Source organism: Zhenhengia sp. (genome assembly GCF_046966505.1).
GTDB classification, from domain to species: domain Bacteria; phylum Bacillota; class Clostridia; order Lachnospirales; family Cellulosilyticaceae; genus Zhenhengia; species Zhenhengia yiwuensis.
This window is the reverse complement of record NZ_JBKVCH010000012.1, coordinates 91,618-113,851: the sequence shown is the minus strand read 5'-3', so window position 1 is coordinate 113,851 and position 22,234 is coordinate 91,618. Positions and strand designations below refer to the sequence as shown.

At 36.2% G+C, this 22,234-nt stretch carries 20 protein-coding genes, 7 tRNA genes and 1 riboswitch; of the genes, 21 read left to right on the top strand and 6 right to left on the bottom strand.

What is annotated here, in order from left to right; translation table 11 throughout:
- Positions 1-59: 59 nt before the first annotated feature.
- The 7 genes from ACLTBU_RS13230 to ACLTBU_RS13200 all read left to right on the top strand — a co-directional run bounded on the left by ACLTBU_RS13230 (position 60) and on the right by ACLTBU_RS13200 (position 4,781).
- Positions 60-132, top strand: a tRNA-Gly gene (locus ACLTBU_RS13230).
- Positions 133-239: 107 nt separating this feature from the next.
- Positions 240-530: a DUF503 domain-containing protein gene (locus ACLTBU_RS13225; RefSeq protein WP_337531582.1), complete on the top strand. Its 291-nt coding sequence runs from the start codon at positions 240-242 to the stop codon at positions 528-530.
- 143 nt (positions 531-673) lie between these two features.
- Entirely contained in the window at positions 674-1,579 is a 906-nt protein-coding gene (locus ACLTBU_RS13220; protein WP_412219345.1) for a helix-turn-helix domain-containing protein, read from the top strand.
- A gap of 23 nt (positions 1,580-1,602) precedes the next feature.
- Positions 1,603-1,717: riboswitch (TPP riboswitch) on the top strand.
- Positions 1,718-1,911: 194 nt separating this feature from the next.
- Positions 1,912-2,214, top strand: coding sequence for an MTH1187 family thiamine-binding protein (locus ACLTBU_RS13215; protein ID WP_177668497.1), 303 nt, complete (start codon positions 1,912-1,914; stop codon positions 2,212-2,214).
- Positions 2,183-2,956: an ABC transporter permease gene (locus ACLTBU_RS13210; RefSeq protein ID WP_412219342.1), complete on the top strand. Its 774-nt coding sequence runs from the start codon at positions 2,183-2,185 to the stop codon at positions 2,954-2,956. Before ACLTBU_RS13215 ends, ACLTBU_RS13210 begins: the two co-directional genes overlap by 32 nt.
- A gap of 97 nt (positions 2,957-3,053) precedes the next feature.
- Positions 3,054-4,031 (top strand): ABC transporter substrate-binding protein, encoded by a 978-nt coding sequence (locus tag ACLTBU_RS13205; RefSeq protein WP_249334420.1) that lies wholly within the window; start codon positions 3,054-3,056, stop codon positions 4,029-4,031.
- 9 nt (positions 4,032-4,040) lie between these two features.
- Positions 4,041-4,781: an ABC transporter ATP-binding protein gene (locus ACLTBU_RS13200; protein ID WP_177668491.1), complete on the top strand. Its 741-nt coding sequence runs from the start codon at positions 4,041-4,043 to the stop codon at positions 4,779-4,781.
- Positions 4,782-4,866: 85 nt separating this feature from the next.
- Here ACLTBU_RS13200 and ACLTBU_RS13195 read toward each other — a convergent pair whose 3' ends face one another.
- Positions 4,867-5,136: a hypothetical protein gene (locus ACLTBU_RS13195; protein WP_320649933.1), complete on the bottom strand. Its 270-nt coding sequence runs from the start codon at positions 5,134-5,136 to the stop codon at positions 4,867-4,869.
- Between the two features lie 188 nt (positions 5,137-5,324).
- Between ACLTBU_RS13195 and ACLTBU_RS13190 the strand changes: the two genes are divergently transcribed.
- The 7 genes from ACLTBU_RS13190 (at position 5,325) to ACLTBU_RS13160 (ending at position 6,726) form a co-directional block, all read left to right on the top strand.
- Positions 5,325-5,396, top strand: a tRNA-Glu gene (locus ACLTBU_RS13190).
- A 10-nt stretch (positions 5,397-5,406) separates the two neighbouring features.
- Positions 5,407-5,480, top strand: a tRNA-His gene (locus ACLTBU_RS13185).
- A gap of 46 nt (positions 5,481-5,526) precedes the next feature.
- Positions 5,527-5,598 (top strand) — tRNA-Gln (locus ACLTBU_RS13180).
- A 6-nt stretch (positions 5,599-5,604) separates the two neighbouring features.
- Positions 5,605-5,677, top strand: a tRNA-Lys gene (locus tag ACLTBU_RS13175).
- 3 nt (positions 5,678-5,680) lie between these two features.
- Positions 5,681-5,761: transfer RNA gene (locus ACLTBU_RS13170), tRNA-Leu, on the top strand.
- Positions 5,762-5,786: 25 nt separating this feature from the next.
- A tRNA-Gly gene (locus ACLTBU_RS13165) sits at positions 5,787-5,857 on the top strand.
- Positions 5,858-5,970: 113 nt separating this feature from the next.
- The gene (locus ACLTBU_RS13160) at positions 5,971-6,726 is read left to right on the top strand and encodes a biotin operon repressor (protein ID WP_412219340.1); all 756 of its coding nucleotides are present in this window, start codon (positions 5,971-5,973) and stop codon (positions 6,724-6,726) included.
- Between the two features lie 66 nt (positions 6,727-6,792).
- Here ACLTBU_RS13160 and ACLTBU_RS13155 read toward each other — a convergent pair whose 3' ends face one another.
- Entirely contained in the window at positions 6,793-8,004 is a 1,212-nt protein-coding gene (locus ACLTBU_RS13155; protein WP_177671975.1) for an FprA family A-type flavoprotein, read from the bottom strand.
- 249 nt (positions 8,005-8,253) lie between these two features.
- Here ACLTBU_RS13155 and nifJ point away from each other — a divergent pair, with 249 nt between their 5' ends.
- Entirely contained in the window at positions 8,254-11,847 is a 3,594-nt protein-coding gene (gene nifJ / locus ACLTBU_RS13150; protein ID WP_412219337.1) for a pyruvate:ferredoxin (flavodoxin) oxidoreductase, read from the top strand.
- Between the two features lie 178 nt (positions 11,848-12,025).
- Positions 12,026-12,571 carry a signal peptidase I gene (gene lepB / locus ACLTBU_RS13145; RefSeq protein WP_177671977.1) on the top strand — a complete coding sequence of 182 codons (546 nt, stop codon included), beginning with the start codon at positions 12,026-12,028 and terminating at the stop codon, positions 12,569-12,571.
- 58 nt (positions 12,572-12,629) lie between these two features.
- Here the strand turns inward: lepB and ACLTBU_RS13140 are convergent, their stop codons facing one another.
- A complete protein-coding gene (locus tag ACLTBU_RS13140; protein WP_177672068.1) occupies positions 12,630-13,004 on the bottom strand; it encodes a metal-dependent transcriptional regulator in 375 nt (124 codons plus the stop codon).
- Between the two features lie 218 nt (positions 13,005-13,222).
- Between ACLTBU_RS13140 and ACLTBU_RS13135 the strand changes: the two genes are divergently transcribed.
- The 3 genes from ACLTBU_RS13135 to ACLTBU_RS13125 are packed head-to-tail and all read left to right on the top strand — an operon-like array spanning position 13,223 to position 15,706.
- A complete protein-coding gene (locus tag ACLTBU_RS13135) occupies positions 13,223-13,450 on the top strand; it encodes a FeoA family protein (protein WP_177671978.1) in 228 nt (75 codons plus the stop codon).
- Positions 13,451-13,509: 59 nt separating this feature from the next.
- The gene (gene feoB / locus ACLTBU_RS13130; RefSeq protein WP_412219336.1) at positions 13,510-15,534 is read left to right on the top strand and encodes a ferrous iron transport protein B; all 2,025 of its coding nucleotides are present in this window, start codon (positions 13,510-13,512) and stop codon (positions 15,532-15,534) included.
- 19 nt (positions 15,535-15,553) lie between these two features.
- Entirely contained in the window at positions 15,554-15,706 is a 153-nt protein-coding gene (locus tag ACLTBU_RS13125) for a FeoB-associated Cys-rich membrane protein (protein WP_249333641.1), read from the top strand.
- A 380-nt stretch (positions 15,707-16,086) separates the two neighbouring features.
- Here the strand turns inward: ACLTBU_RS13125 and ACLTBU_RS13120 are convergent, their stop codons facing one another.
- Positions 16,087-16,764 carry a peroxiredoxin gene (locus ACLTBU_RS13120; protein ID WP_249333640.1) on the bottom strand — a complete coding sequence of 226 codons (678 nt, stop codon included), beginning with the start codon at positions 16,762-16,764 and terminating at the stop codon, positions 16,087-16,089.
- A gap of 77 nt (positions 16,765-16,841) precedes the next feature.
- Positions 16,842-17,753, bottom strand: coding sequence for a patatin-like phospholipase family protein (locus tag ACLTBU_RS13115; RefSeq protein ID WP_412219333.1), 912 nt, complete (start codon positions 17,751-17,753; stop codon positions 16,842-16,844).
- 214 nt (positions 17,754-17,967) lie between these two features.
- Here ACLTBU_RS13115 and ACLTBU_RS13110 point away from each other — a divergent pair, with 214 nt between their 5' ends.
- Entirely contained in the window at positions 17,968-19,335 is a 1,368-nt protein-coding gene (locus ACLTBU_RS13110) for an MATE family efflux transporter (RefSeq protein WP_412219332.1), read from the top strand.
- A gap of 37 nt (positions 19,336-19,372) precedes the next feature.
- Positions 19,373-21,394: a hypothetical protein gene (locus ACLTBU_RS13105; protein ID WP_412219330.1), complete on the top strand. Its 2,022-nt coding sequence runs from the start codon at positions 19,373-19,375 to the stop codon at positions 21,392-21,394.
- A 73-nt stretch (positions 21,395-21,467) separates the two neighbouring features.
- Here the strand turns inward: ACLTBU_RS13105 and ACLTBU_RS13100 are convergent, their stop codons facing one another.
- Positions 21,468-22,187, bottom strand: coding sequence for a gamma-glutamyl-gamma-aminobutyrate hydrolase family protein (locus ACLTBU_RS13100; protein ID WP_249333636.1), 720 nt, complete (start codon positions 22,185-22,187; stop codon positions 21,468-21,470).
- Positions 22,188-22,234 lie beyond the last annotated feature (47 nt).

The window sequence follows — 22,234 nt, the reverse complement described above, 5'->3', positions numbered from 1 at the left end:
AGCGGCCGATGGTACTTGGCTGGAGACGGCCTGGGAGAGTAGGTGGTTGCCAAATCTATGCGCGAGTGGCTCAGTTGGTAGAGCATCTCCTTGCCAAGGAGAGGGTCGCGGGTTCGAGTCCCGTCTCGCGCTCTTTTTATTGCGAAAAATACAGAGTATCTTCTAGAAGGTACTCTGTATTTTTTTTGTTTAAATTATTTATACTAAAACTGTAAAATTAAATTTCTAAGGAGAAGAAAATGGTTGTAGGTTTATGTAAGTTAAAGCTTTATGCACCTTGGGTACATTCTCTTAAAGAAAAAAGAATGATTGTAAGAAGTTTAGTAGGCAAAGTACGAAGTAAATTTTGTATTTCTATTTCAGAAGTAGAAGCTTTAGATATGCATCAGACAGTTATTTTAGGGCTAAGTATAGTAACAAATGAAACTAAAATTGCAGATACTTTATTAAATCAAGTTATTTCTTATATACAAGAGAACACTGAGGCAGAATTACTAGATATTGATAGAGAAATTATTACAGACTTTTAAAACATCTGATTTATCATTAGATGTTTTTATTTTTGCCAATCAACTATTGGTTGCATAGCTTAGTTTGAGAGTACTACTGACAGTTGATTGCATATATAAGAGCCTTTTGGTAAGCTGAGTCTATACTACACAAGAGGTGAGAAATGATGAACATTAACAATATGGGTGTTTTTATAAGTGAACTAAGAAGAGAAGCAAATATGACACAGTTTGAGTTAGCAGAAATCTTACATGTTTCCCATCAAGCTGTATCTAAATGGGAGAGACTTGAATCTTTACCTGATATTACGATGTTACCTTTACTAGCTGAGACTTTTAATATTACAGTAGATGAGTTATTAAAAGGGGAGAGAGAAGCGCAGACAGAAAGAAGTGAAGAAAAGACGAAAGTAGAGGTCTTCGTTGGAGATATTGTAATTGATAAAATTGACCAAGCAAAAGTAGCCTTAAAAGAATTAGAAAATGTACAAGATATTCTAGAAAGCATTGCGCCTCTTACAAAGCCGAAGGTCTTTGAAGAGATTATAGAAGGGGTGAATATAGATTTAGAAGGTATTAGAGGGTTTCTTCCTTTTTTAGGCGCAGAAGCGTTAGAGGAGATTATTCATAAAGTAATAGAAGAGGGAGATTTAAATAAGGTAGATGAAGGAATTTATCCTTTCTTAAAGGCCGAGCACAAAGATATGCTTATTGACTATTATATAGCGGAAGAAAAAGAGTGGGATGAAATAGAAGATATTTATCCTTTCTTAAGTGCTAATCAGCAAGAAAAGTTAATGGAACATTTCATGTATCATTGGATGAAGGATGAATTAGAGGGCTTATATCCTTTTATGACACTAGAGCTTAGAAATTCACTTATAGATCTGGTTATAACAAGGGGAGAATATGAAATGATAGAAAGTCTCATACCTTTTCTAAATGCAGAGCAAAAGGATAAGGTTATTGATCATGCTAAAGAAGAAGGGGTAAAAAAGCGTGTTATGGAAAACTGGGCACCTTTCCTAAATCAGAAGCAACTTAAAAAATTATTATTTGACAATCTATAAAATGAGTCTATAATAAAAATTGAACTGAATAACAGGGGTGCTAAAACCTTTTTGGCTGAGATTGAATGAAATGGCATTCTAGACCCTTATAACCTGATCCAGGTAATGCTGGCGTAGGAAATCTAACTTTCAAAGAGAGTCTCTATAGGTATATACATATTTTTAGGATAGGTGTATCTATAGGGTGATGAAATGCGCAGCTTAAGCTGCGCATTTTTTATATTATAGGAAGTAAACACGAAAGTTGTGCACATGACTCACATGAAAAACGTATAAAGTGTGGATAAATACGCTAGTAAACGACAAATATGTGAATAAAGGAGAATAAGAAAATGGAACAGTTTAATGCAAGTTTAGCTATTCAAGTATTGCCTAAAGTAGAAGGTGAAGAAGTAATCCGCGTAGTAGATGAGGTCATTGCATACATAAAATCTACAGGGCTTAATACTTTTGTAGGACCTTTTGAAACAACCATTGAGGGAGATTTTGATCAACTTATGGATATTGCAAAGGAGTGCCAAAAAATATGTATTCGCGCTGGTGCACCAAGTGTTATGAGTTATATGAAGGTAGCTTATAATCCAGGTGAAGGGGTATGGTCTATTGATAAAAAAGTTACAAAACATCACGAATAAGCTTTATGCATCGGGACTTATAATAGGACTTATCCTAATTTGGCAAGTGGTATGTTCATTAGAGCTTGTACCAGGCTATATGCTACCATCACCTATTCAGGTTATGCAGGCCTTCATAAATGAGTTTAACGTCTTAATGGGACATTTAATGATTTCACTAAGTGAGGCATTGTTAGGACTTGGGGTAGGGATTTTAGTTGCATTTATTTTGGCAGTAGGAATGGATCATTACAGAGGGCTTCATAAATCACTTTACCCTCTTTTAATCATTTCACAGACAGTACCCGTTATCGCTATTGCGCCATTACTTGTACTGTGGATGGGGTATGGTATGGCCCCTAAGGTAATGGTTATTTTCTTAGTATGCTTTTTCCCTATTACCATTAGTTTATTAGATGGTTTTAGGGAGGCAGATAGAGATACTATTAGACTTATGAAGTCTATGGGGGCAAATGCTAAGCAGATTTTCTGGCATATTAAACTACCTTGTGCACTTCCAGGCTTTTTAGCAGGTCTTAAAGTATCTGTAAGTTATGCAGTTATAGGCGCTGTTGTTGCAGAATGGCTTGGGGGTACAGCTGGCCTTGGTGTATACATGACAAGGGTAAGAAAGTCTTATGCCTTTGACAAGATGTTTGCAGTTATTTTCCTAGTAAGTTTAATAAGTTTAGTACTTATGAAGTTAGTTAGTCTGCTTGATAGGAAGATTATGCCATATAAGAGGATACAGAACAAAAAATAAAGAGATTGAACATAAATAACAAGTAGATAATCGAGAGATTAAATAAAAAATGAACTTCGTAATACATAGAAGTACTAATAAATAGAAGGAGTACACCATGAAAAGAAAATTAATGAGTATGCTTATGGCGGGGCTACTTGCTTTTGGTATGGTAGGATGTAGTGCTAGTAAAGCAGATAATAATGTAACTGTTGTACTAGATTGGGTACCTAATACAAATCATACGGGTTTATATGTAGCCTTAGAAAAAGGATTTTATAAAGATTTAGGATTAAATGTAGAGATTATGCAGCCGCCAGAAGGAGGAGCCTTATCGCTAGTGGCAGCTGGTAAAGCAGAGTTTGCAGTATCTTTCCAAGAGGAAATAGGACCAGCCTTAACATCAGAAAATCCACTTCCAGTAGTAGCGGTTGCAAGCATTATTGACCATAATATATCGGGTATTATTTCACTTAAAGAAAAAGGTATTGATTCACCAAGTAAGCTTGAGGGTAAACGCTATGCTTCATGGGATACACCTTTTGAGAGAGCCATTTTAACGAATATTGTTGAAGGAGATGGCGGAGACTTCTCTAAAGTGGAACTTATTCCAAATACAGTGACAGACGTTATTTCTGCACTTCAAACAGATATTGATGCTGTATGGGTATACTATGGTTGGGATGGAATTGCTACAGAGCTTGCAGGCCTTGATACAAATTATATAGCTTTTAGAGATATTAATCCTGTATTTGACTTCTATACACCAGTTCTTGCATCAGGTACAAAGTATCTTGAAGAAAATGAAGAAGAGGCTAAAAAGTTCTTAGAGGCTACAGCTAAAGGTTATGAATATGCTATTGCAAATCCAGAAGAGGCAGCAGAGATTTTAGTGAAACATGCACCAGAAGTAGATTTAGAACTTGCAAAAGCAAGTCAGGCATTCTTAGCAAATGAATACCAAGCAGAGAAAGCAAGATGGGGAACCATTGATGAAACAAGATGGACTACTTTCTATGACTGGATGTATGAAGAAGGACTTATTGGTGCAGAGTTAGGTAGCCAAGGTTTTACAAATGCCTATTTACCACAATAGGTGATAAGTATGTATTTTAAAGCTGAACATATTTGTAAAAGTTATGATGGAAGAAAGATTATAGAAGATATTTCCTTAGAGCTTAAAGAAGGTGAGCTGGTATCTCTATTAGGGATAAGTGGTATAGGAAAGACTACTTTATTTAATATTTTATCAGGACTTGAAAAGCCTGATAGTGGTCATATTTATTTAGAGGATAAAGATATAACGGGGCAGACAGGTATTGCAAGCTATATGCAACAAAAAGACTTACTTATGCCATACAAAACTATTATTGATAATGTAAGCCTTCCTCTTTTACTTAAAGGTATGTCTAAAAGAGAAGCTCGGGAGAAAGCAAGCACTTACTTTAAGCAATTTGGTTTAGAGGGAACTAAGACACAGTATCCTATTCAGCTATCAGGAGGCATGAGGCAAAGAGCAGCACTTCTTAGAAGCTATTTATTCAGTAGTAAGTTGATGCTATTAGATGAGCCTTTTAGTGCCTTAGATGCTATTACTAAACATCATATCCATGATTGGTATTTAGAGATTATGAAAGAGATGAGAAGTCCAACCCTTTTTATTACCCATGATATTGATGAAGCAATTTTACTTTCTGACCGTATTTATATTATGGCAGGGAATCCTGGAAGGCTTACAAAGATGTTTACTATTGAAGGAGCAAAAATTTCTACAGATGATTTTACAACTTCAGAGGTTTTTATAACTTATAAAAAGGAAATTCTAAAGGCGATTAAAGAAGCTTAAAATAAATTAAATAAAAACAGGGGCTACTACATAATATGTAGATTAGTCCCTGTTTTTGTAAAAGAGCATATAAAAGTAAGCATCGTTAAATGCGGATGAGTGTATTAGGATCTGCAATAATTTCTTCTAATCCAGCTAGTTTTGCAACGTCCCAGTAGGCATCATGATTGAAGGTACAGTAAAGAGCATTGGTTACAATAAGTACTTTCTTTTCAGTGTGTACTTCATAGATCAGATCATTACCAATTTTAATTTTATTTAAAGGACCCTTAATGTATTTTGTAAAGATTTTATCATCATATTCTATTTCAGTGCGCTCATCAAGTAAAAATTTTATGAAATCTTTTTTATCCATATACGTTCCCTTCCTTCAGAAAAAATGATTTATGTTATTAGTGTATCCTAAATAAGAGTAAATAATTATTAACTTTATGGGTTATACTAAGATAAGTTCCAATAAAAAGAAAAAAAAACTAAAAAAATGTAAAAAACCTATTTACATACGTCAATATATATGCTAAACTAACGAAGTAGTCAAGAGACGGCCCATTGGTCAAGCGGTTAAGACACCGCCCTTTCACGGCGGTAACAGGAGTTCGATTCTCCTATGGGTCATTTGTATATGGTGGGGATAGCTCAGTTGGTTAGAGCGCCAGATTGTGGCTCTGGAGGCCGTGGGTTCGAATCCCATTCTCCACCCTATATAAACCTTAATTATAAAATAAATATTGCATATGAATGACATAGGGTTATCGCCAAGCGGTAAGGCACAGGATTTTGATTCCTGCATTCGGAGGTTCGAATCCTCCTAGCCCTGTTTCATGGGTCACTAGCTCAGTTGGTAGAGCACTTGACTTTTAATCAAGTGGTCCGGAGTTCGAGCCTCCGGTGGCTCATATGCGGGTGTGGCGGAATTGGCAGACGCACTAGACTTAGGATCTAGCGCCATTGGCGTGGGGGTTCGACTCCCTTCACCCGCATCTTTTAAAAAATCAAATATGCAATGCGGGTGTAGTTCAATGGTAGAACACCAGCCTTCCAAGCTGGCCACGTGGGTTCGATTCCCATCACCCGCTCTAAAGTAAAAGTCTTACTCTAATGAGTAAGACTTTTTTCGTTATATATAAGTTTTAAAAGGACTTGCTTACACCTTAAGATTAGACTATAACTATGATAGGGAGGGGATAAAATGACTAAAATGAAATTACTAGAATTATTTGAAGCACATAAAGGGGAATACTTATCTGGACAGATAATAGCTGAGGATTTAGGCCTTTCTAGAACAGCTATATGGAAACAGATTAATGCATTGAGAGAAGAAGGATATGATATAGAATCTATCAAGAAAAAAGGATATAGATTAAATGTTAACTCAGATATTTTATCTCATACAAAGGTAAATCAATTTTTAATCCCTGAGCTTTCAATAGACCATATCCACCTTTATAAAACTATTGATTCTACTAATAAGGCTGTATATTTAGAAAGTATTAATACTGAGGCGGATTGGGTTGTAGTAGCAAGTGAGAAGCAAGAAAAAGGGCAAGCTAAAAATCAGATGCCGTTTTACTCCCCAGAAGGTAAAGGGGTATATATGAGTGTAGCTATTCGTATGAGGGAATCTCTAGGGCAGCTGAAGACTTTTTTAGCGTATAATAGTAAGGCAGTGCATCAAGCTATATTAAAAGTAAGTGGCGTAGATAGTGTTATCAATGATGAGAATAATATTTTATATAACAATCGTAAGCTATGTGGTATTATGACAGATATGGTTATAGAGGCAGAAAGTCAAACGATTAAACAAATCATCATTGGTATAGGAATCTATGTGCATGAAGCTACTGATGGGAATATAGCACTTACGGAGATTACGGGTACATATTGTAATCGTAGTGAGCTTATAGCATGTATTTTAAATGAACTTTATAGATATTATCATCAATAAAAAGCAATAAAAAAGGCTGTTGCTAAGCTTTATAGAGAACTAAGCAACAGTCTCATTTTGTATCTACTATTTAAGAACAGCTTCTGCAAAAGCTACGCCGAATTCAAAGGCAGCTTTTAAGTTATCTTCACTTGGGTTGAATTGAATGTTTAATGGTTCAAGAGGCATACGGAATTTAAGTTGGTGGAAACGCTCAGCAATATGTTTAGTTGCTTCACCACTCCATCCATAAGAGCCGAAGCATCCTGCTTGAATACCTTTGTGGATCACTGGGTTAAGTGAAGTAAGGAGCTTCCAAATAGGTGGAAGAGTATCAGCAAGAATTGTAGGAGAACCAATTAAAAGACCTGCGCATTGACCAGCTTCAGCAAGCATTTCATCAAAATCTGCTGTTACAAGGTCGTAAACAAGAACGTCACATGTAAGGTTAGTACTTTCAATACCTTTTTTGATCTCATAGGCTAATTTTTCTGTATAACCATAGGCTGATGCAAATGGAATAACAATACTTGGTACAGCTCTTTTTACTGGCTGGCTCCATTCTTTATAGAAGTTCATATACTTTTCGATTTGAGAGCGGTCTAAAATCATACCATGTCCAGGACAGATGAACTCAATTTCTAAGTTCTCAATTTTAGCAAGTGCTTTAAGAACAAAAGGTTTGAATGGTCCCATAATCATATCATAATAGTATTTGTAAGCTTTAACATAATCATCTTCTTTAGAAGCTTCAAGTTGATTTTTGAAAACACGTTCATCACTGTAGTGTGCACCGAAAGAGTCACAAGTTACAAGTGTGCAGTCTTCTTCTATGTAAGAGTACATAGAGTCTGGCCAGTGTAAGCATGGAGCAAGAATAAAACGAACTGTTTTATTGCCGAGAGAAAGTGTATCACCATCTTTTACAACAAGGCTTTTGAATGGCTTATTCATAATTTCAGCCATATATTTAATAGCTTGAAGTGTTCCTACGACTGTTGCATCAGGTGCTACATCAAGAAGTTTTGCAACACTACCAGCATGGTCAGGCTCTGTATGATTAACTACAATATAGTTAATCTCTTGAGGGTTAACGATTGTTTTAAGGTTATCTAAGTAGTCATCAAAGAATTTTTCTTTAACAGTTTCAAAAACAGCAATACCTTCACTGCCTTTTAATACATAGGCATTGTAGCTTGTTCCGAATTCTGTTTCCATGACAATATCAAAAACTCTTAGGTTAGGATCAAGTGCGCCAACCCAAAATAAATTATTGGTTATATTAAGATGTTTACCCATGATAAGACTCCTTTTAAATAGTGTGTTCTATATAATAATAATTATAAGTAAAAATATTAATATGTCAAATATTGATAAAGTCACTTTTCAAATTTAAAAAGTATGATATAATGAAAACTAAAGGAAAATAATTATCCATAAAGTTAAAATATTAGAAATTTACTAGAAAATTATATACTATACTATAATATTTTTAATACTTTTTCATAACTATATAAATAGTGTAATTCTTTTGAGGAGGGAAATATAATGGCAAAAAAAATGATGACTATCGATGGTAATACAGCTGCATCTTATGCTGCTTATGCCTTTACAGATGTCGCAGCAATCTATCCTATTACACCTTCATCAACAATGGCAGAAGTAGTTGATGAATGGTCAGCACAAGGTAAGAAAAATATTTTTGGTCAAAGAGTAAGTGTTGTAGAAATGCAATCAGAGGCAGGTGCTGCTGGTACATTCCACGGTTCACTTCAAGCTGGTGCTTTAACAACAACTTTCACAGCATCACAAGGTTTACTTTTAATGATACCTAATATGTACAAAGTAGCAGGGGAACTTCTTCCTGGGGTATTCCACGTAAGTGCACGTGCGCTTGCTGCGCAAGCACTTTCAATCTTTGGTGACCACCAAGACGTTATGGCAGCTCGTCAAACAGGATGCGTAATGCTTGTATCAGGTTCTGTACAAGAGGTTGCAGATATTGCTCCTATTGCGCACCTTGCAGCTATTAAAGGTAGACTTCCATTCGTTCACTTCTTTGATGGTTTCAGAACTTCTCATGAAATCCAAAAAGTAGAAGTATTAGATTATGCTGATTATGAAGCATTAATTGATCAAGAAGCATTAGCTGAGTTTAGAGCTAGAGCATTATCACCAAACCACCCTGTAACACGTGGTACAGCTCAAAACCCAGATATCTACTTCCAAACAAGAGAAGCATCAAATAAATTCTATAATAACATTGTAGGTATTGTAGAAGAATATATGCAAAAAATGTCTGCTTTAACAGGTAGAACATATAACTTATTCAACTACTATGGTGCTGAAAATGCAGAAAACGTGGTAATCGCTATGGGTTCTGTAACAGAAGCATTAGAAGAGACTATTGACCACCTTAATACGAATGGTGGAAGCTTTGGTCTTGTAAAAGTACACTTATACAGACCATTCTCAACAGAACACTTCTTAAATGCAGTACCTGAGTCAGCTAAGAGAATCTGTGTACTTGACCGTACAAAAGAGCCAGGTGCACTTGGTGAACCTTTATACTTAGACGTACGTGGTGCATTCTATGATAGCGAAAGAAGCCCAATGATCATCGGTGGACGTTACGGTCTTGGTTCAAAAGACGTAACACCAACAGATCTTAAAGCAGTATTTGATAACTTAGTAAGTGAAGAGCCTAAAAATAGATTTACTGTAGGTATCGTAGATGATGTAACAGGTACATCATTAGAAGTAAAAGATACTCTTAAAATTGCTTCACCAGGTACAATCAGATGTAAATTCTGGGGTCTTGGTTCAGATGGTACAGTAGGTGCTAACAAACAAGCAATCAAAATCATTGGTGAACATACAAACAAATATGTTCAAGCTTACTTCGATTACGACTCAAAAAAATCAGGCGGTATTACAATGTCACACTTAAGATTTGGTGATGAGCCTATCCGTGCTACTTACCTTATCGATGAAGCTGACTATATCGCATGTCATAAACAAGCTTTCGTAAACTTATATGATATTCTTAAAGGTCTTAAAAAAGGCGGAAACTTTGTACTTAATACAGAGTGGGATGTAGAAGGCTTAAACAAAAACTTACCAGCAAAAATGAAACGCTTCATTGCTGAAAATGAAATCAACTTCTATACAGTAGACGCTACACATATTGCAAAAGAAATCGGCCTTGGCTCACGTATCAATATGATCATGCAAGCTGCATTCTTCAAACTTGCTAATATCATTGATGAAAACGATGCAGTAGAATACCTTAAAGCTTCTATTAAAAAAGCTTATGGTAAAAAAGGTGAAAAAGTTCTTGCTATGAACTACGAAGCTGTAGAAAAAGGTATGAATGCACTTGTTAAAGTAGAAGTGCCAGCTTCATGGAAAGAAGCATCAGATGCAAGTGAAGCAGTAGCAGAAGCTGCAGCAACAGCATGTGGATGTAGTACATGTACATGTGGTTCAGCAAAAGTAGACGAAAAACCAGATTTCATTAAAAACATTGTAGAGCCAATTAATGCACAAGAAGGTAATAGCCTTCCAGTAAGTGCATTCAATGACTATGAAGATGGTACATTCCCAGCAGGTACAGCAGCTTACGAAAAACGTGGTATTGCAGTAGATATTCCAAGATGGGATGTGGAAGCATGTATCCAATGTAACCAATGTGCTTATGTATGTCCTCATGCATGTATTAGACCAATCCTTGTAAATGCAGATGAAAAAGCAAATGCACCAGAAGGATTTGAATCTAAAAAAGCAATCGGTAAAGCATTTGTTGACCTTGAGTACAGAATGCAAGTAAGTCCACTTGACTGTACAGGTTGTGGAAACTGTGCTGATATTTGTCCTGCTAAAGGTAAAGCATTATTCATGGAACCACTTACAGAACAAGTAGAAAAAGAATCAGCTAACTGGGATTATGCAGTTAAAGAAGTTTCTTACAAAGGTGACCTTGTAGAAGGTAAAACAGTAAAAGATAGTCAGTTCAAAACACCACTTATGGAGTTCTCAGGAGCATGTGCTGGTTGTGGTGAAACACCATACATCAAACTTGTAACACAACTCTTCGGTGATCGTATGATGATTGCTAACGCAACAGGATGTTCATCAATCTGGGGTGGTAGTGCACCATCAACACCATACACAACAAACCACGAAGGCAAAGGTCCATCATGGGCTAACTCACTCTTCGAAGATAATGCTGAGTATGGATACGGTATGTTCCTTGCTGTAAAACAAATGAGAGAAAAACTTACAGCAAATATGGAAGAGCTTGTTCAAATGGATATTCCAGCTGAAGCAAAAGAAGCATTTGAAAACTGGCTTGCAAATAAAGAAAATGGCGAAGGTTCAAAAGCAGCAAGCAAGGCTGTAAGTGAAGTTCTTGCAAACCTTACTGTTGCAGACGAAACAGTAGCTAAACTTGTAAAAGAAATTAAAGAAAGAGAAGACTACCTTGTAAAACGTTCACAATGGATTCTTGGTGGTGACGGATGGGCATACGACATCGGTTACGGCGGTCTTGACCATGTTCTTGCATCAGGTCAAAATGTAAACGTTCTTGTATTCGATACAGAAATTTATTCAAATACAGGTGGTCAATCATCTAAATCAACACCAGTTGCAGCAATTGCTAAATTCGCAGCATCAGGTAAACGTGCTAAGAAAAAAGACCTTGGACGTATGATGATGGCTTATGGCAATGTATATGTAACACAAATTGCTATGGGATCAGATAAAAACCAAACAATTAAAGCAATCTTAGAAGCTGAAGCATACGATGGTCCATCAATCATCATTGCTTATGCACCATGTATCAGCCACGGTCTGAAAAAAGGTATGGGCTGCTCAATGGCTAACATGGGTGATGCTGTTAAAGCTGGTTACTGGCATTTATACAGATACAACCCAGATCTTATAGAACAAGGTAAAAACCCATTCAGCTTAGATTCTAAAGAGCCAACAGAAAGCTTCAGAGATTTCATTCTGGATCAAGTACGTTACTCATCACTTGCTAAACAGTTCCCAGAAGAAAGTGAACAATTATTTGAGTTAGCTGAAAAACATGCTAAAGAGCGTTATGCAGAATACAAAAAATTAGCAGACCAACAATAAACTCCTCTAAATACGATTTCCTAGCCAAAAAAGGGTTGCCGAAAGGTAACCCTTTTTTACTATTTATCCCTTTTAAATAAGAATAACGTATGACCTAAGTGCAGTAGGAGTTTGACAGGGGCAGGGGGATAGGACTAGAATAAAGATAAAGAAGTCATCACTATTAAAGGAGGAGCATATGGATAAAGTGATTAAAGCAAAGAACATAATGGATACAATAAAAGACTTATTAATAGTGATACTTGTGGCAGTGCTTATTACTCAGTTTATTGCAACAAGGACAAGGGTGCCTTCAGGTTCTATGGAGCCTACTATTAAGATTGGAGATAATTTGATTATAAGTAGGATAAGTTCTTATTATAGAGAGCCTGAAAGAGGTGAGGTTGTAATCTTTTATCAAGACAAAGAACGAATGGTTAAGCGTTTAATTGGTATGCCAGGAGAAATAGTCGATTTAAGGGACGGTTATGTTTATATAAATGGAAATAGATTAGATGAAGAGGCATATTTAGGTGAGGAAGTGATGACGTTACCTTTATATGACCCCAGATACGCGCGTATAGATTTTCCTTATATCATTCCAGAAGATAGTTATTTCTTTATGGGAGATAATAGGGGACATAGTTTAGATAGTAGAGTGTTTGGAGCGGTAAAAAAAGATAAAGTTATTGCTATTGGTGCATATAGGATTTATCCTTTTGATCAATTAGGTATTATACAATAAAAAAGTAGCTACACTATTAACTTAGAAGTTAGTTGTGTAGCTACCTTTTTACAAATGTTTATTTTTTATAGTTCACCACGAACTTTTCGAGGCTTTCTATTGTTTCAGGGCTTAATATATGTTCAATCTTACAAGCATCGGTTTCAGCGATATCAGGGCTTAGACCAAGTACACTGGTTAAAAAACTTTTAATAAGTGTATGTCTATAAATGATATCTTTAGCGGTTTGGCGACCTAAATCTGTCAGTCTAATATCACCATAGGACTGCTGCGTTACCATTCCCGCTTCTTTGAGGTTATTAATGGCTTTATTAACACTTGGCCTAGAAACACCAAGCTTTTTTGCTATGTCAATCGAACGCACAACGCCGTGAAGTTGTTCGAGTTCAAGTACAGTTTCTAGGTAATCTTCACCTGATTGTCCTAAGAGCATGTAACCCCTCCTTCGCATTTTATATCTTTTTTATAATTATAACAAATTTTTGGTTGAAATAAAAATAAAAGAATAAATTGTGAAAAAATATTGACATTGAAAATCAATAGCGCTACAATAATGTTAGCTAAGGTTAACAATGTTTGTTATTGTTAACATACCAAATAAAAAGTAATTAATCAAGTCTTTATAGATAGAAAGTCTTAGGGAGGGATAGTATGAGTAATCTTAAAAAAGTACCATGTGGACAGAGTGCTATCGTAAGAAAAATTGATGTACAAGGAAGTCTTAAGAGACGTATTATGGATATGGGAATTACAAAAGGTGTAGAAGTAACTGTTAAGAAGGTAGCACCATTAGGAGATCCTATTGAAATCAGTGTAAGGGGTTATTCACTTAGCCTTAGAAAAGTAGATGCAGAAAGTATTTTAGTTGATCAGATTTAAGACAATTTTTTTGACAGAGAAGTTAGCCTTCGCTAACAAATAGAAAAGGAGTCACATTTATGGGATATAGCGTAGCATTAGTTGGAAATCCTAACTGTGGAAAGACAACAGCGTTTAATGCACTTACAGGGAGTAAGGCCTATGTTGGGAACTGGCCAGGTGTAACTGTTGAAAAGAAAGAAGGTAAGTTAAGGGGGGTTAAAGAAGATATTACTTTAGTAGATTTACCGGGTATTTATTCTTTATCACCTTATACACCAGAAGAAGTTGTAGCAAGAAACTACATTATTAAAGAGCAACCAGATTTAATCATTAACATTATTGATGCTTCTAATATAGAACGTAACTTATATCTTACGCATCAACTTGTGGAGTTAGGTAGACCAACAATCATCGCACTTAATATGATGGATATTGTTGAAAAACGTGGTGAGAAAATTAATATCAAGAGGTTAGAAGAACTTTTTGGTGTTAAGGTTGTGCCAATTTCAGCAACTAAAAATCAGGGTCTTGATGAACTTATTAATTTAGCGCTTGAAGTAGGAACAAAAAAGGTTAAAATTGCTTCTAAAGCTATTCCTTTTGACATGATTATCGAACAAAGCATTAATGAAGTTATGATATTGCTTGATGGTAAGCAAATCGATGAAGTTTATAATAAACGTTGGTTAGCGATAAAAGTGCTAGAGCAGGATAAAAAAGTTGTAGAGGAATTCCACTTATCTAAAGAAGAATCTCCAATAGTAGAAGAAGCCGCTAGATTACTTGAAAATGCTTATGATGATGATGTAGAGAGTATTATCATTAATGGGCGTTATGAATATATTACTAAACATATTAGTAGTATCGTAACAAATAGACCAGATCATAAAATCACACTTTCAGATAAAATTGATAAGGTTATTACAAATAGAATTTTAGCTATTCCAATTTTCTTTGGAATCATGTGGTTTGTATACTTCTTATCTATCCAGACAGTAGGTGATATGACTATTGGCTTCATGGAAGGACTATTTGGAACAATAGGTGACCAGGTTGGTTTATGGCTTGAAGGTATGAGTGTATCTCCATGGATTCATGGACTTGTAGTAGATGGTATTATAGGTGGGGTAGGCGCTGTACTTGGTTTCGTACCACAGCTTATGATTCTATTCTTACTTATTGGTATACTAGAAGACTGTGGTTATATGTCACGTGTTGCCTTTATTATGGATAAGATCTTTAGAAAGTTTGGTTTATCAGGCAAATCATTCATTCCTATGGTTATTGGAACAGGTTGTTCAGTACCAGGGATTATGGCATCTAGAACAATTGAAAGTGAAAGAGACCGTAAAATGACTATTATGCTTACGCCATTTATTCCTTGTGGTGCTAAGTTACCAGTGTTTGCACTTATGGTAGGTGCTTTCTTCCCAGAACACGCATGGGTAGGACCTTCTATGTATGTACTTGGTATTTTAATGGTTATTTTATCAGGACTTATTCTTAAGAATACATTATTTAAAGGCGAAGCAGCACCTTATATTTTAGAACTTCCAGAGTATCATATACCTAACCTTAAGGGTGTTATGATGCAAATGTGGGATAGATCAAAGGCCTTTATTATAAAGGCAGGTACAGTAATCTTTGTAGCTTCAGGGCTTATTTGGTTCTTACAATCCTTTAACTTCAGCCTTCAGATGGTAGATACGAATGAAAGTATGTTAGCATCTATAGGGCATGTAATTGCACCAATCTTTGCACCACTTGGATTTGGTACATGGCAAGCATCTGTAGCCACAGTAACAGGATTTTTAGCGAAAGAAGCAGTTGTTGCAACCTTTGGTATTTTACTTGGTGTGGGGGAAGTAGCTGAGACAGACCCAACACTTCTTACAAGTATTGGTCAGTTCTTCACACCAGTAAGTGCCTATGCATTTATGGCATTTACACTTTTAGCAGCGCCTTGTTTTGCGGCTATTGGTGCGATGAAAAGAGAGTTTGGTAACTGGAAATGGACACTTATTGCAATTGGTTACCAAACAGGTCTTGCATGGATTGTAGCTTTCCTTATTTACCAGGTTGGTAGTTTATTATTCAAATAGTATAGAGGATGGTGATTAGATGGCAGATTTTATAATTGTAGCAGTGATTATATTGTTAATGATAGGAGCAGGTTATAAAGTATATAAAGACCGTAAAGATAGTCCTTGTGGATGTGGATGCTCTGGGTGTACACAAAAGAGCTGCTCATCTAAGCGTAACGATAAAAAATAGAGTAGAGTAATATTGAAAGAGTAGCATACAAATTATAATTTGTATGCTACTCTTTTTTGTAATGAAATTTAGGATTTTATAGGTAAAATAAGTCGTTATGGAATGGTAGGAGAAGATAAGTTCAAGGTGAAGTATACGAAGTATATACCTTGAGGTGGTATAATGTGCGGACTGACATGGGGACTTGTACATATTCTAACTAAAGACCTTGCAACGGGGTTAGGTTGTTTGGTTATGTCTCTACTATATGGGGGAGTGTATTGATTACTTAAAAAGAATATAAGATATGCTTATATAATTAGTTCACTTATATTTACGTTATAGATAAAAAGCCTCACAAATACTGAGTTATTTGTGAGGCTTTTATTCTTAGGGGGGATTTACTTTGATACGGGTGGAAGTTTGAAATCAATGTCTTTATAGCAGAACCACCAGTCATAACATGTGTACTCACCTTCGCATTTCTCAGCGGTAGGGATGTCAGTTGGTGGTGAAATAATGCCTTTATTTCCGATCAATTCATTATTTGGCCAGTTTGCAGGAAGGGCTACTTTGTTAGCATCACCTACTTGTAGTGCCACAAGTGCACGTATAATTTCATTAATATTACGACCTATTTCGAGAGGGTAGTATAGAATAAGTCTTATAGTTCCAGTAGGATCTACGAAAAATACAGCTCTAACGGTAGCAGTTTTTCTTGTAGGTTGAATCATTCCAAGTTTACTAGCAGTCATGCCTAGTGAGTCTGCAATAATAGGAAATGGGATAGGTTGTTTAAGATTCTGCTCAATCCACTGTACCCATTTCATATGTGGTTGTACTTGATCCACAGATAAACCAAGTAAGTCTGTATTAAGTGCTTGAAAGGTGTCATAGTTTTTAGCAAAAGATACGAACTCAGTTGTACATACAGGAGTAAAATCACCTGGATGACTAAAAAGAATAAGCCATTTTCCTTTATAATCATCAGGGAGCTTTTTAGGACCGTAAGTCGTTTGTACGGTTATTTCTGGGAACTTATCTCCAATGAGTGGTAGTGTTCCCATTATTTCTGCCACACTGCATCACCTCCTACACGACTATTTTATTCCAGACTTGAGTTGTACTATGAGAGAACAAGTTAAAAAAGGACGAGTTAATTTAAATAATATCGTTCGATATATCTAAACACGTTGGAGAGGTCTACTTGATCAGCTAGTTCTTTTAGGTAAGGTACTTTTTTATAGGCATCTAAGGGGATAGGTTCGTCTAAATTAGGATTTAATCTAAAATAGTTTTGTTTCAGAAGTTCATAACTATAGCGATTTTCTACAGGTGTAGTGGCACCTAATAATACACTTAAAAGAGGTGTTGTGGTAGAGGTAGTAGGATTAATGGACCATTGAGCAATTCCCCAATTTTTAGTGCGCTTTAAAATACGCTCAGGATAAAAGCCTGTTCCAATAGAGAGAAGCCTAAAGTCACTAAGCTTATACTTATTAGGAAAGACAGAGCGTACATAAATAACAGGTGCAGCAGTAGGTGAATTCATAAAGACGCCACCATCAATGAAATTATTGACGGAAGGAAAGTATGTAGGAGCAGCACTACTGCATAGAGCAGTATCAATAACTTTTTCAGATATAGTAGGATTATTAATAAGGTTAGAAAAGAAGACACCTTCAAAGCCACGCGTCGTATACCCTTTTACATTAAAGGAGGGGACAAAGACATATTTGGGAAGACTAGCTAGGCTCAAATTCTGAGGGAATACTGTAGAGAGCAGATGAGAAAGGTGTACATTTCTATATTTGGGAACAAATAAATTAGGTCTACGTGGAGAAAAGATGTACTTAGTATTTTGATAGCTATAGAGATTATCTAATTCTTCAGATGTCTTATTATAAGCTAAGCCTAGAGCTATAATAGAACCTGTAGATGTACCTGAGAACATATCTGTTTTCTTAAGAAGCTCGGGGTATTGGTCGGTAATACGTTTTAAAATTCTAGTAGAAAGTGCACCTCGAATACCACCCCCATCAAAAGCAATAATACGAAAGACAGGCATAGGTCTTCCTCCTATTAAACACTCGTTATAGTTATATTATGACAAATAGTGTAAAGCTAGACCACTATTTTACATTGAAGGGAGGATGTGTGTTGACATAACTGTATTTATGACTTATAATTTTTAAAACATAGATAAATTGATAAGAGAAAGTAGCTGGGCGACTTGAACTAACCCAAATACTTTCTTTTTTTGTGCTAAAAAGGAGGTTTATATGTTCAGCGTTTTTAAAGATAAGCAATTTATCAAGAAGTTATGGATTCTTGCTTTACCGATTACTATTCAAAGTTTCATTACCTCATCACTTAATTTAATTGATAATTTAATGGTAGGTAGGTTAGGTGAAGAAGCTATAGCGGCGGTAGGACTTGCAAATCAGTATATCTTTATATTTAACTTATGTATCACGGGTGTAAACGCAGGTGCTAGCGTATTTATGGCACAGTTCTGGGGGAAGAAGGATTTACCTAATATTAAAAAGATCCTTGGCTTAGATATAGTAGTTGGTTTGGCAGTAGCTCTCTTATTTGGATTTGGGGCTATTGTGACACCAGAAGCTATTATGTCTATTCTTTCGAAAGATCAAAATGTTATAGCTCTTGGGACAAGTTATTTATTAGTAGTGGGAATCAGTTGTTTATTTTCAAGTTTTACACAAGCGTATTCGTCAGCGCTTAGAAGTACAGAGCAGGTTAAGGTACCTATGTATGCAAGTTTAATTGGGGTAGGTACAAATGCTTTTTTAAACTGGATACTGATTTTTGGAATGTTTGGAATGCCAAGTCTTGGTGTAGTAGGTGCTGCCATTGCTACCACTATCGCTAGACTTATCGAGATGATTTATATTGTAAGCTATGTATATATAAGTAAAAACAAAATTGCAGGAAAGCTTAAAGACCTTTTAAGTTTTGATAAGCACCTTGTTAAAATATACTTTAAAACATCATGGCCAGTCATTGTGAACGAGATTGTATGGTCAGTAGGTATTACGGCTTATTCCGTAGCCTATGCTCAAATTGGAACAAATGCAGTTGCTACTATGCAAATCGCGACAACGCTCAATAATGTCTTCACTGTACTTTTAGTAGGTATGGCAATAGCTACTTCTATTATGGTTGGGAATTATATAGGTGCTGGTCAGGAGGATGAAGCAAGAAGTTGTGCTAAAAATATTGGTATTTTAACACCTATTATGAGTATAGTAGTAGGTGCAGTAATCTTTATTACAGCACCAATCGTATTAAAGCTCTTTAATGTAACACCTGAAACTTATAGTGATACAATAGATATTTTACGTATTATGGCATTGTTCTTACCTATTAGAACATTTAATATGGTTATGATTGTAGGTGTATTTAGAGGAGGCGGAGATACGACTTATTCTATGCTTGTGCAGGCAGGAACAGTATGGCTTTACTCAGTGCCTCTTGCCTTTATAGGAGCAGTAGTATGGCAGCTTCCTATTCAGCTTGTATATATTTTAATCTGCTCCGAGGAGTGTATTAAAATATGGTTTGAACTAAGACGTCTTAAAAATGGAAAATGGATTAAAAATATCATACATGACACGACTCTCTCATAAAATATTATGATATTAAATCATAGGGAGACGCAGCTATATGAAATTCTATCTCGATAGCATCTTAAAGGGATTTAAGCCAGTAAATAGTGAAGTCGTGTTAAAAGGAGTCTCAAGACAGACCCCTAACTTTGTAATTGTAGATATTGACCAGGATGGTATGCCTGAAATTCTATTTACTTATCAAGTCAATGGAGAAAAGTATATTGGTATCCTCAAAAGGGAGAATATGCAATGGTATTTATATGATGTAAGCCTAGAAAAAGATCAAAAAGCTTTAGGGCTTGGTAATCTTGTTAATGTACTCAATGGTGTAAATTTAACTTCGGAAGATGTAGGGAAAGCAGTTACAATGCAGGACTTAGTAGGGAATAATGACCAAGCTTTTGTAAGTTATGTTAACGATATACTGAACCATGGTATGGTTATGCAGCAAATAGCAGGAGAGGAAACTGTAGCGCAGGCTAATGAGCCTATGGTGCAGCAAGTTATTCAGCCAGCTCTACCACCTAGTACACCCCTTGAAGAAGAACCTTTAGTATCAGCAGGTGGTTTTATCCCTTCCAATACACTAAATACACCAGTGAGTGGGACTCAAACCAATGTAGGTGGCGTAGCTAATATGCCTAATAATATGAATGCAGGTAGTATGACGGGAGAGCAGATCATCCAGCAGACAGGGCCTTTACCACCGCCTGAAAATATCAATACGCCACAGGCACAAGCGGCGCTTAATCAGAATGTAACTACGCCAATTATGAGTATTAATGAAGCAGGACTAAGCACCAATAATAATATGCAAGGCAATGTGGGAGGGCAGATTATGCAGCAAACAGGACCCTTACCACCACCTGGAAATGTTAATACGCCACAGACACAAGCAGCGTTTGGTCAGAATGTAACTATGCCAACGATGGGCATTAATGAAGTAGGACTAAATGCAAATAATATGCAGGGCGTTATAACAGGAGAGCAGATCATTCAGCAGACAGGGCCTTTACCACCGCCTGAAAATATTAATACACCGCAGGCACAAGCGGCGCTTAATCAGAATGTAACTACGCCAATTATGAGTATTAATGAAGCAGGACTAAATGCAAATAATATGCAAGGTGTTATGACAGGAGAGCAGATTATCCAGCAGACAGGGCCCTTACCATCACCTGGAAATGTTAATACGCCACAAGCGCAGGCGGCCCTTAATCAAAATTTTATTACACCGATTATGAGTACTATGGGCATTGGTGAACAGATGGATGAGACTGCATTTGAGGAAGAAGTAGCAGGGGGAGAGATGCCAGAAGTTAAGGTATACAATATTAGTAACGATATGGGAGAGCTTGGCCTTAATATAGCATCTGATAAGGAAGTTATTAACTTTGCTCAAGCAGATGTAACAGGAGATGGCATACATGACAATATTTATTTAGTTGGAAATAGGCCAAGGCCAGAAGTGCCAGGTTATTTTGAAGATGTAGGTTTGAGAGTAGTAAGTGATGGAAGGGTTTATGAAATAGATTTCCCTTATGGCAATGGCTATGGTCCTGTGCTGTTTGTAGGGGATCTCACTCATGATGGCATAGCAGATATTTTAGTTAATATTTTTGCTAGTGGAGGTGGGGGATTCTTAACAAGTTATGCCTATACTTTTGTTAATGATCAGCCAAGTCTATTAGTAGATTCTAAAACTTTTAATGACCTTCAAAGAGGTACAGTTATTTATCAAGATAATTATAGAGTGAGAATTGAGACACTAAGACCACCTAGAGTTTATACAATAGATATTAGTGATAGAGGACCTGAGTACTTAAATCAAATTTATAATCCAGATGGTACTTTAATAAGGCCTACTGAAGGCACCCTGTTAGGTCTTATTACTTTGCATACTGTAGACTTTGATGTAAATGGGGAATATAATCTTTCTGCAGTTCAAAGAGCTATAGGTCTTAGTAACTTAGATACTTTAGGACTTTTAGAAACTTATTTCGCATGGAGGCCAGCTATCAGTAGGTTTCAGCCGTTTGCTCAGTATTTCTCCATACTTGGGCAGCCACCGAGATAGAATAGAAAGCGTAAGCCATAGTATGCTTACGCTTTTTTTATTACAGTATAATTATACCAAGGGAGTATACAGTCTAAGAGCATACCTCTATGAACTTTTTAAAAAGTGGAAGCATACTATCAGAAAGGGCAAGCATAATTTCTGGATGCCACTGAACACCTACAGCAAAGGGATGCCCTTGAAGTTCAATACCTTCTATAACTAAATCTTTAGCCCAGGCTGTTGCAACAACATCTTGACCTAATTTATGAAGGGTTTGATGATGAAATGAATTAGTAGGGAAGGAGTCTCCAAGGAGTGTGTTAAGAAGGCAGTTTTTATCTGTTGTGACGGTATGAGATACATCATAGCGAGAAGCTTTTTGTTGATGTTGAAGAGATTGATGGGGGTATTCATTCATATCCTGATAGACATTACCTCCTTGTGCAATGTTAAGTGCCTGCATACCTCTACAGATAGCTAGAATAGGCATTGGCTGTTTTAGGGCAAGTTTAGTAAGATTAAGATGATGAATATCCACCAAAGAATTGGTTTCACCTAAGCCTTTAGTAGGTTGTTCACCATATAAGATAGGATTGAAATCATCCCCACCAGCAAGAAGTAATCCTTGGCATAAGCGTAATTGGGCTTCAGTTTCTTCTATGTGAATAGTAGGGGGGAGTAAGATAGGTACACCTCCAGCTTTAAAGATAGCATCTTCATAATCTTTATTGTTGTTCGTACTATAACGGCCGCTATAAGGGCCTGAGCGATAAAGTAAATTGGTCGTAATTCCGATAATAGGCTTATTCATACTCAAACTCCTCTAAGAAAAATAGTAGTAGTATATCATATGCCCTA

What these genes read in the sequence shown, in the direction of transcription:
- ACLTBU_RS13195 (WP_320649933.1), bottom strand. Translation starts at nt 5,136, where the DNA reads ATGGATAAAAAAGATTTCATAAAATTTTTACTTGATGAGCGCACTGAA.
- ACLTBU_RS13160 (WP_412219340.1), top strand. Translation starts at nt 5,971, where the DNA reads ATGACTAAAATGAAATTACTAGAATTATTTGAAGCACATAAAGGGGAA.
- ACLTBU_RS13125 (WP_249333641.1), top strand. Translation starts at nt 15,554, where the DNA reads ATGGCAGATTTTATAATTGTAGCAGTGATTATATTGTTAATGATAGGA.
- ACLTBU_RS13110 (WP_412219332.1), top strand. Translation starts at nt 17,968, where the DNA reads ATGTTCAGCGTTTTTAAAGATAAGCAATTTATCAAGAAGTTATGGATT.
- ACLTBU_RS13135 (WP_177671978.1), top strand. Translation starts at nt 13,223, where the DNA reads ATGAGTAATCTTAAAAAAGTACCATGTGGACAGAGTGCTATCGTAAGA.
- ACLTBU_RS13140 (WP_177672068.1), bottom strand. Translation starts at nt 13,004, where the DNA reads ATGCTCTTAGGACAATCAGGTGAAGATTACCTAGAAACTGTACTTGAA.
- lepB (WP_177671977.1), top strand. Translation starts at nt 12,026, where the DNA reads ATGGATAAAGTGATTAAAGCAAAGAACATAATGGATACAATAAAAGAC.
- ACLTBU_RS13105 (WP_412219330.1), top strand. Translation starts at nt 19,373, where the DNA reads ATGAAATTCTATCTCGATAGCATCTTAAAGGGATTTAAGCCAGTAAAT.
- ACLTBU_RS13100 (WP_249333636.1), bottom strand. Translation starts at nt 22,187, where the DNA reads ATGAATAAGCCTATTATCGGAATTACGACCAATTTACTTTATCGCTCA.
- ACLTBU_RS13215 (WP_177668497.1), top strand. Translation starts at nt 1,912, where the DNA reads ATGGAACAGTTTAATGCAAGTTTAGCTATTCAAGTATTGCCTAAAGTA.
- ACLTBU_RS13155 (WP_177671975.1), bottom strand. Translation starts at nt 8,004, where the DNA reads ATGGGTAAACATCTTAATATAACCAATAATTTATTTTGGGTTGGCGCA.
- nifJ (WP_412219337.1), top strand. Translation starts at nt 8,254, where the DNA reads ATGGCAAAAAAAATGATGACTATCGATGGTAATACAGCTGCATCTTAT.
- ACLTBU_RS13205 (WP_249334420.1), top strand. Translation starts at nt 3,054, where the DNA reads ATGAAAAGAAAATTAATGAGTATGCTTATGGCGGGGCTACTTGCTTTT.
- ACLTBU_RS13115 (WP_412219333.1), bottom strand. Translation starts at nt 17,753, where the DNA reads ATGCCTGTCTTTCGTATTATTGCTTTTGATGGGGGTGGTATTCGAGGT.
- feoB (WP_412219336.1), top strand. Translation starts at nt 13,510, where the DNA reads ATGGGATATAGCGTAGCATTAGTTGGAAATCCTAACTGTGGAAAGACA.
- ACLTBU_RS13225 (WP_337531582.1), top strand. Translation starts at nt 240, where the DNA reads ATGGTTGTAGGTTTATGTAAGTTAAAGCTTTATGCACCTTGGGTACAT.
- ACLTBU_RS13200 (WP_177668491.1), top strand. Translation starts at nt 4,041, where the DNA reads ATGTATTTTAAAGCTGAACATATTTGTAAAAGTTATGATGGAAGAAAG.
- ACLTBU_RS13220 (WP_412219345.1), top strand. Translation starts at nt 674, where the DNA reads ATGATGAACATTAACAATATGGGTGTTTTTATAAGTGAACTAAGAAGA.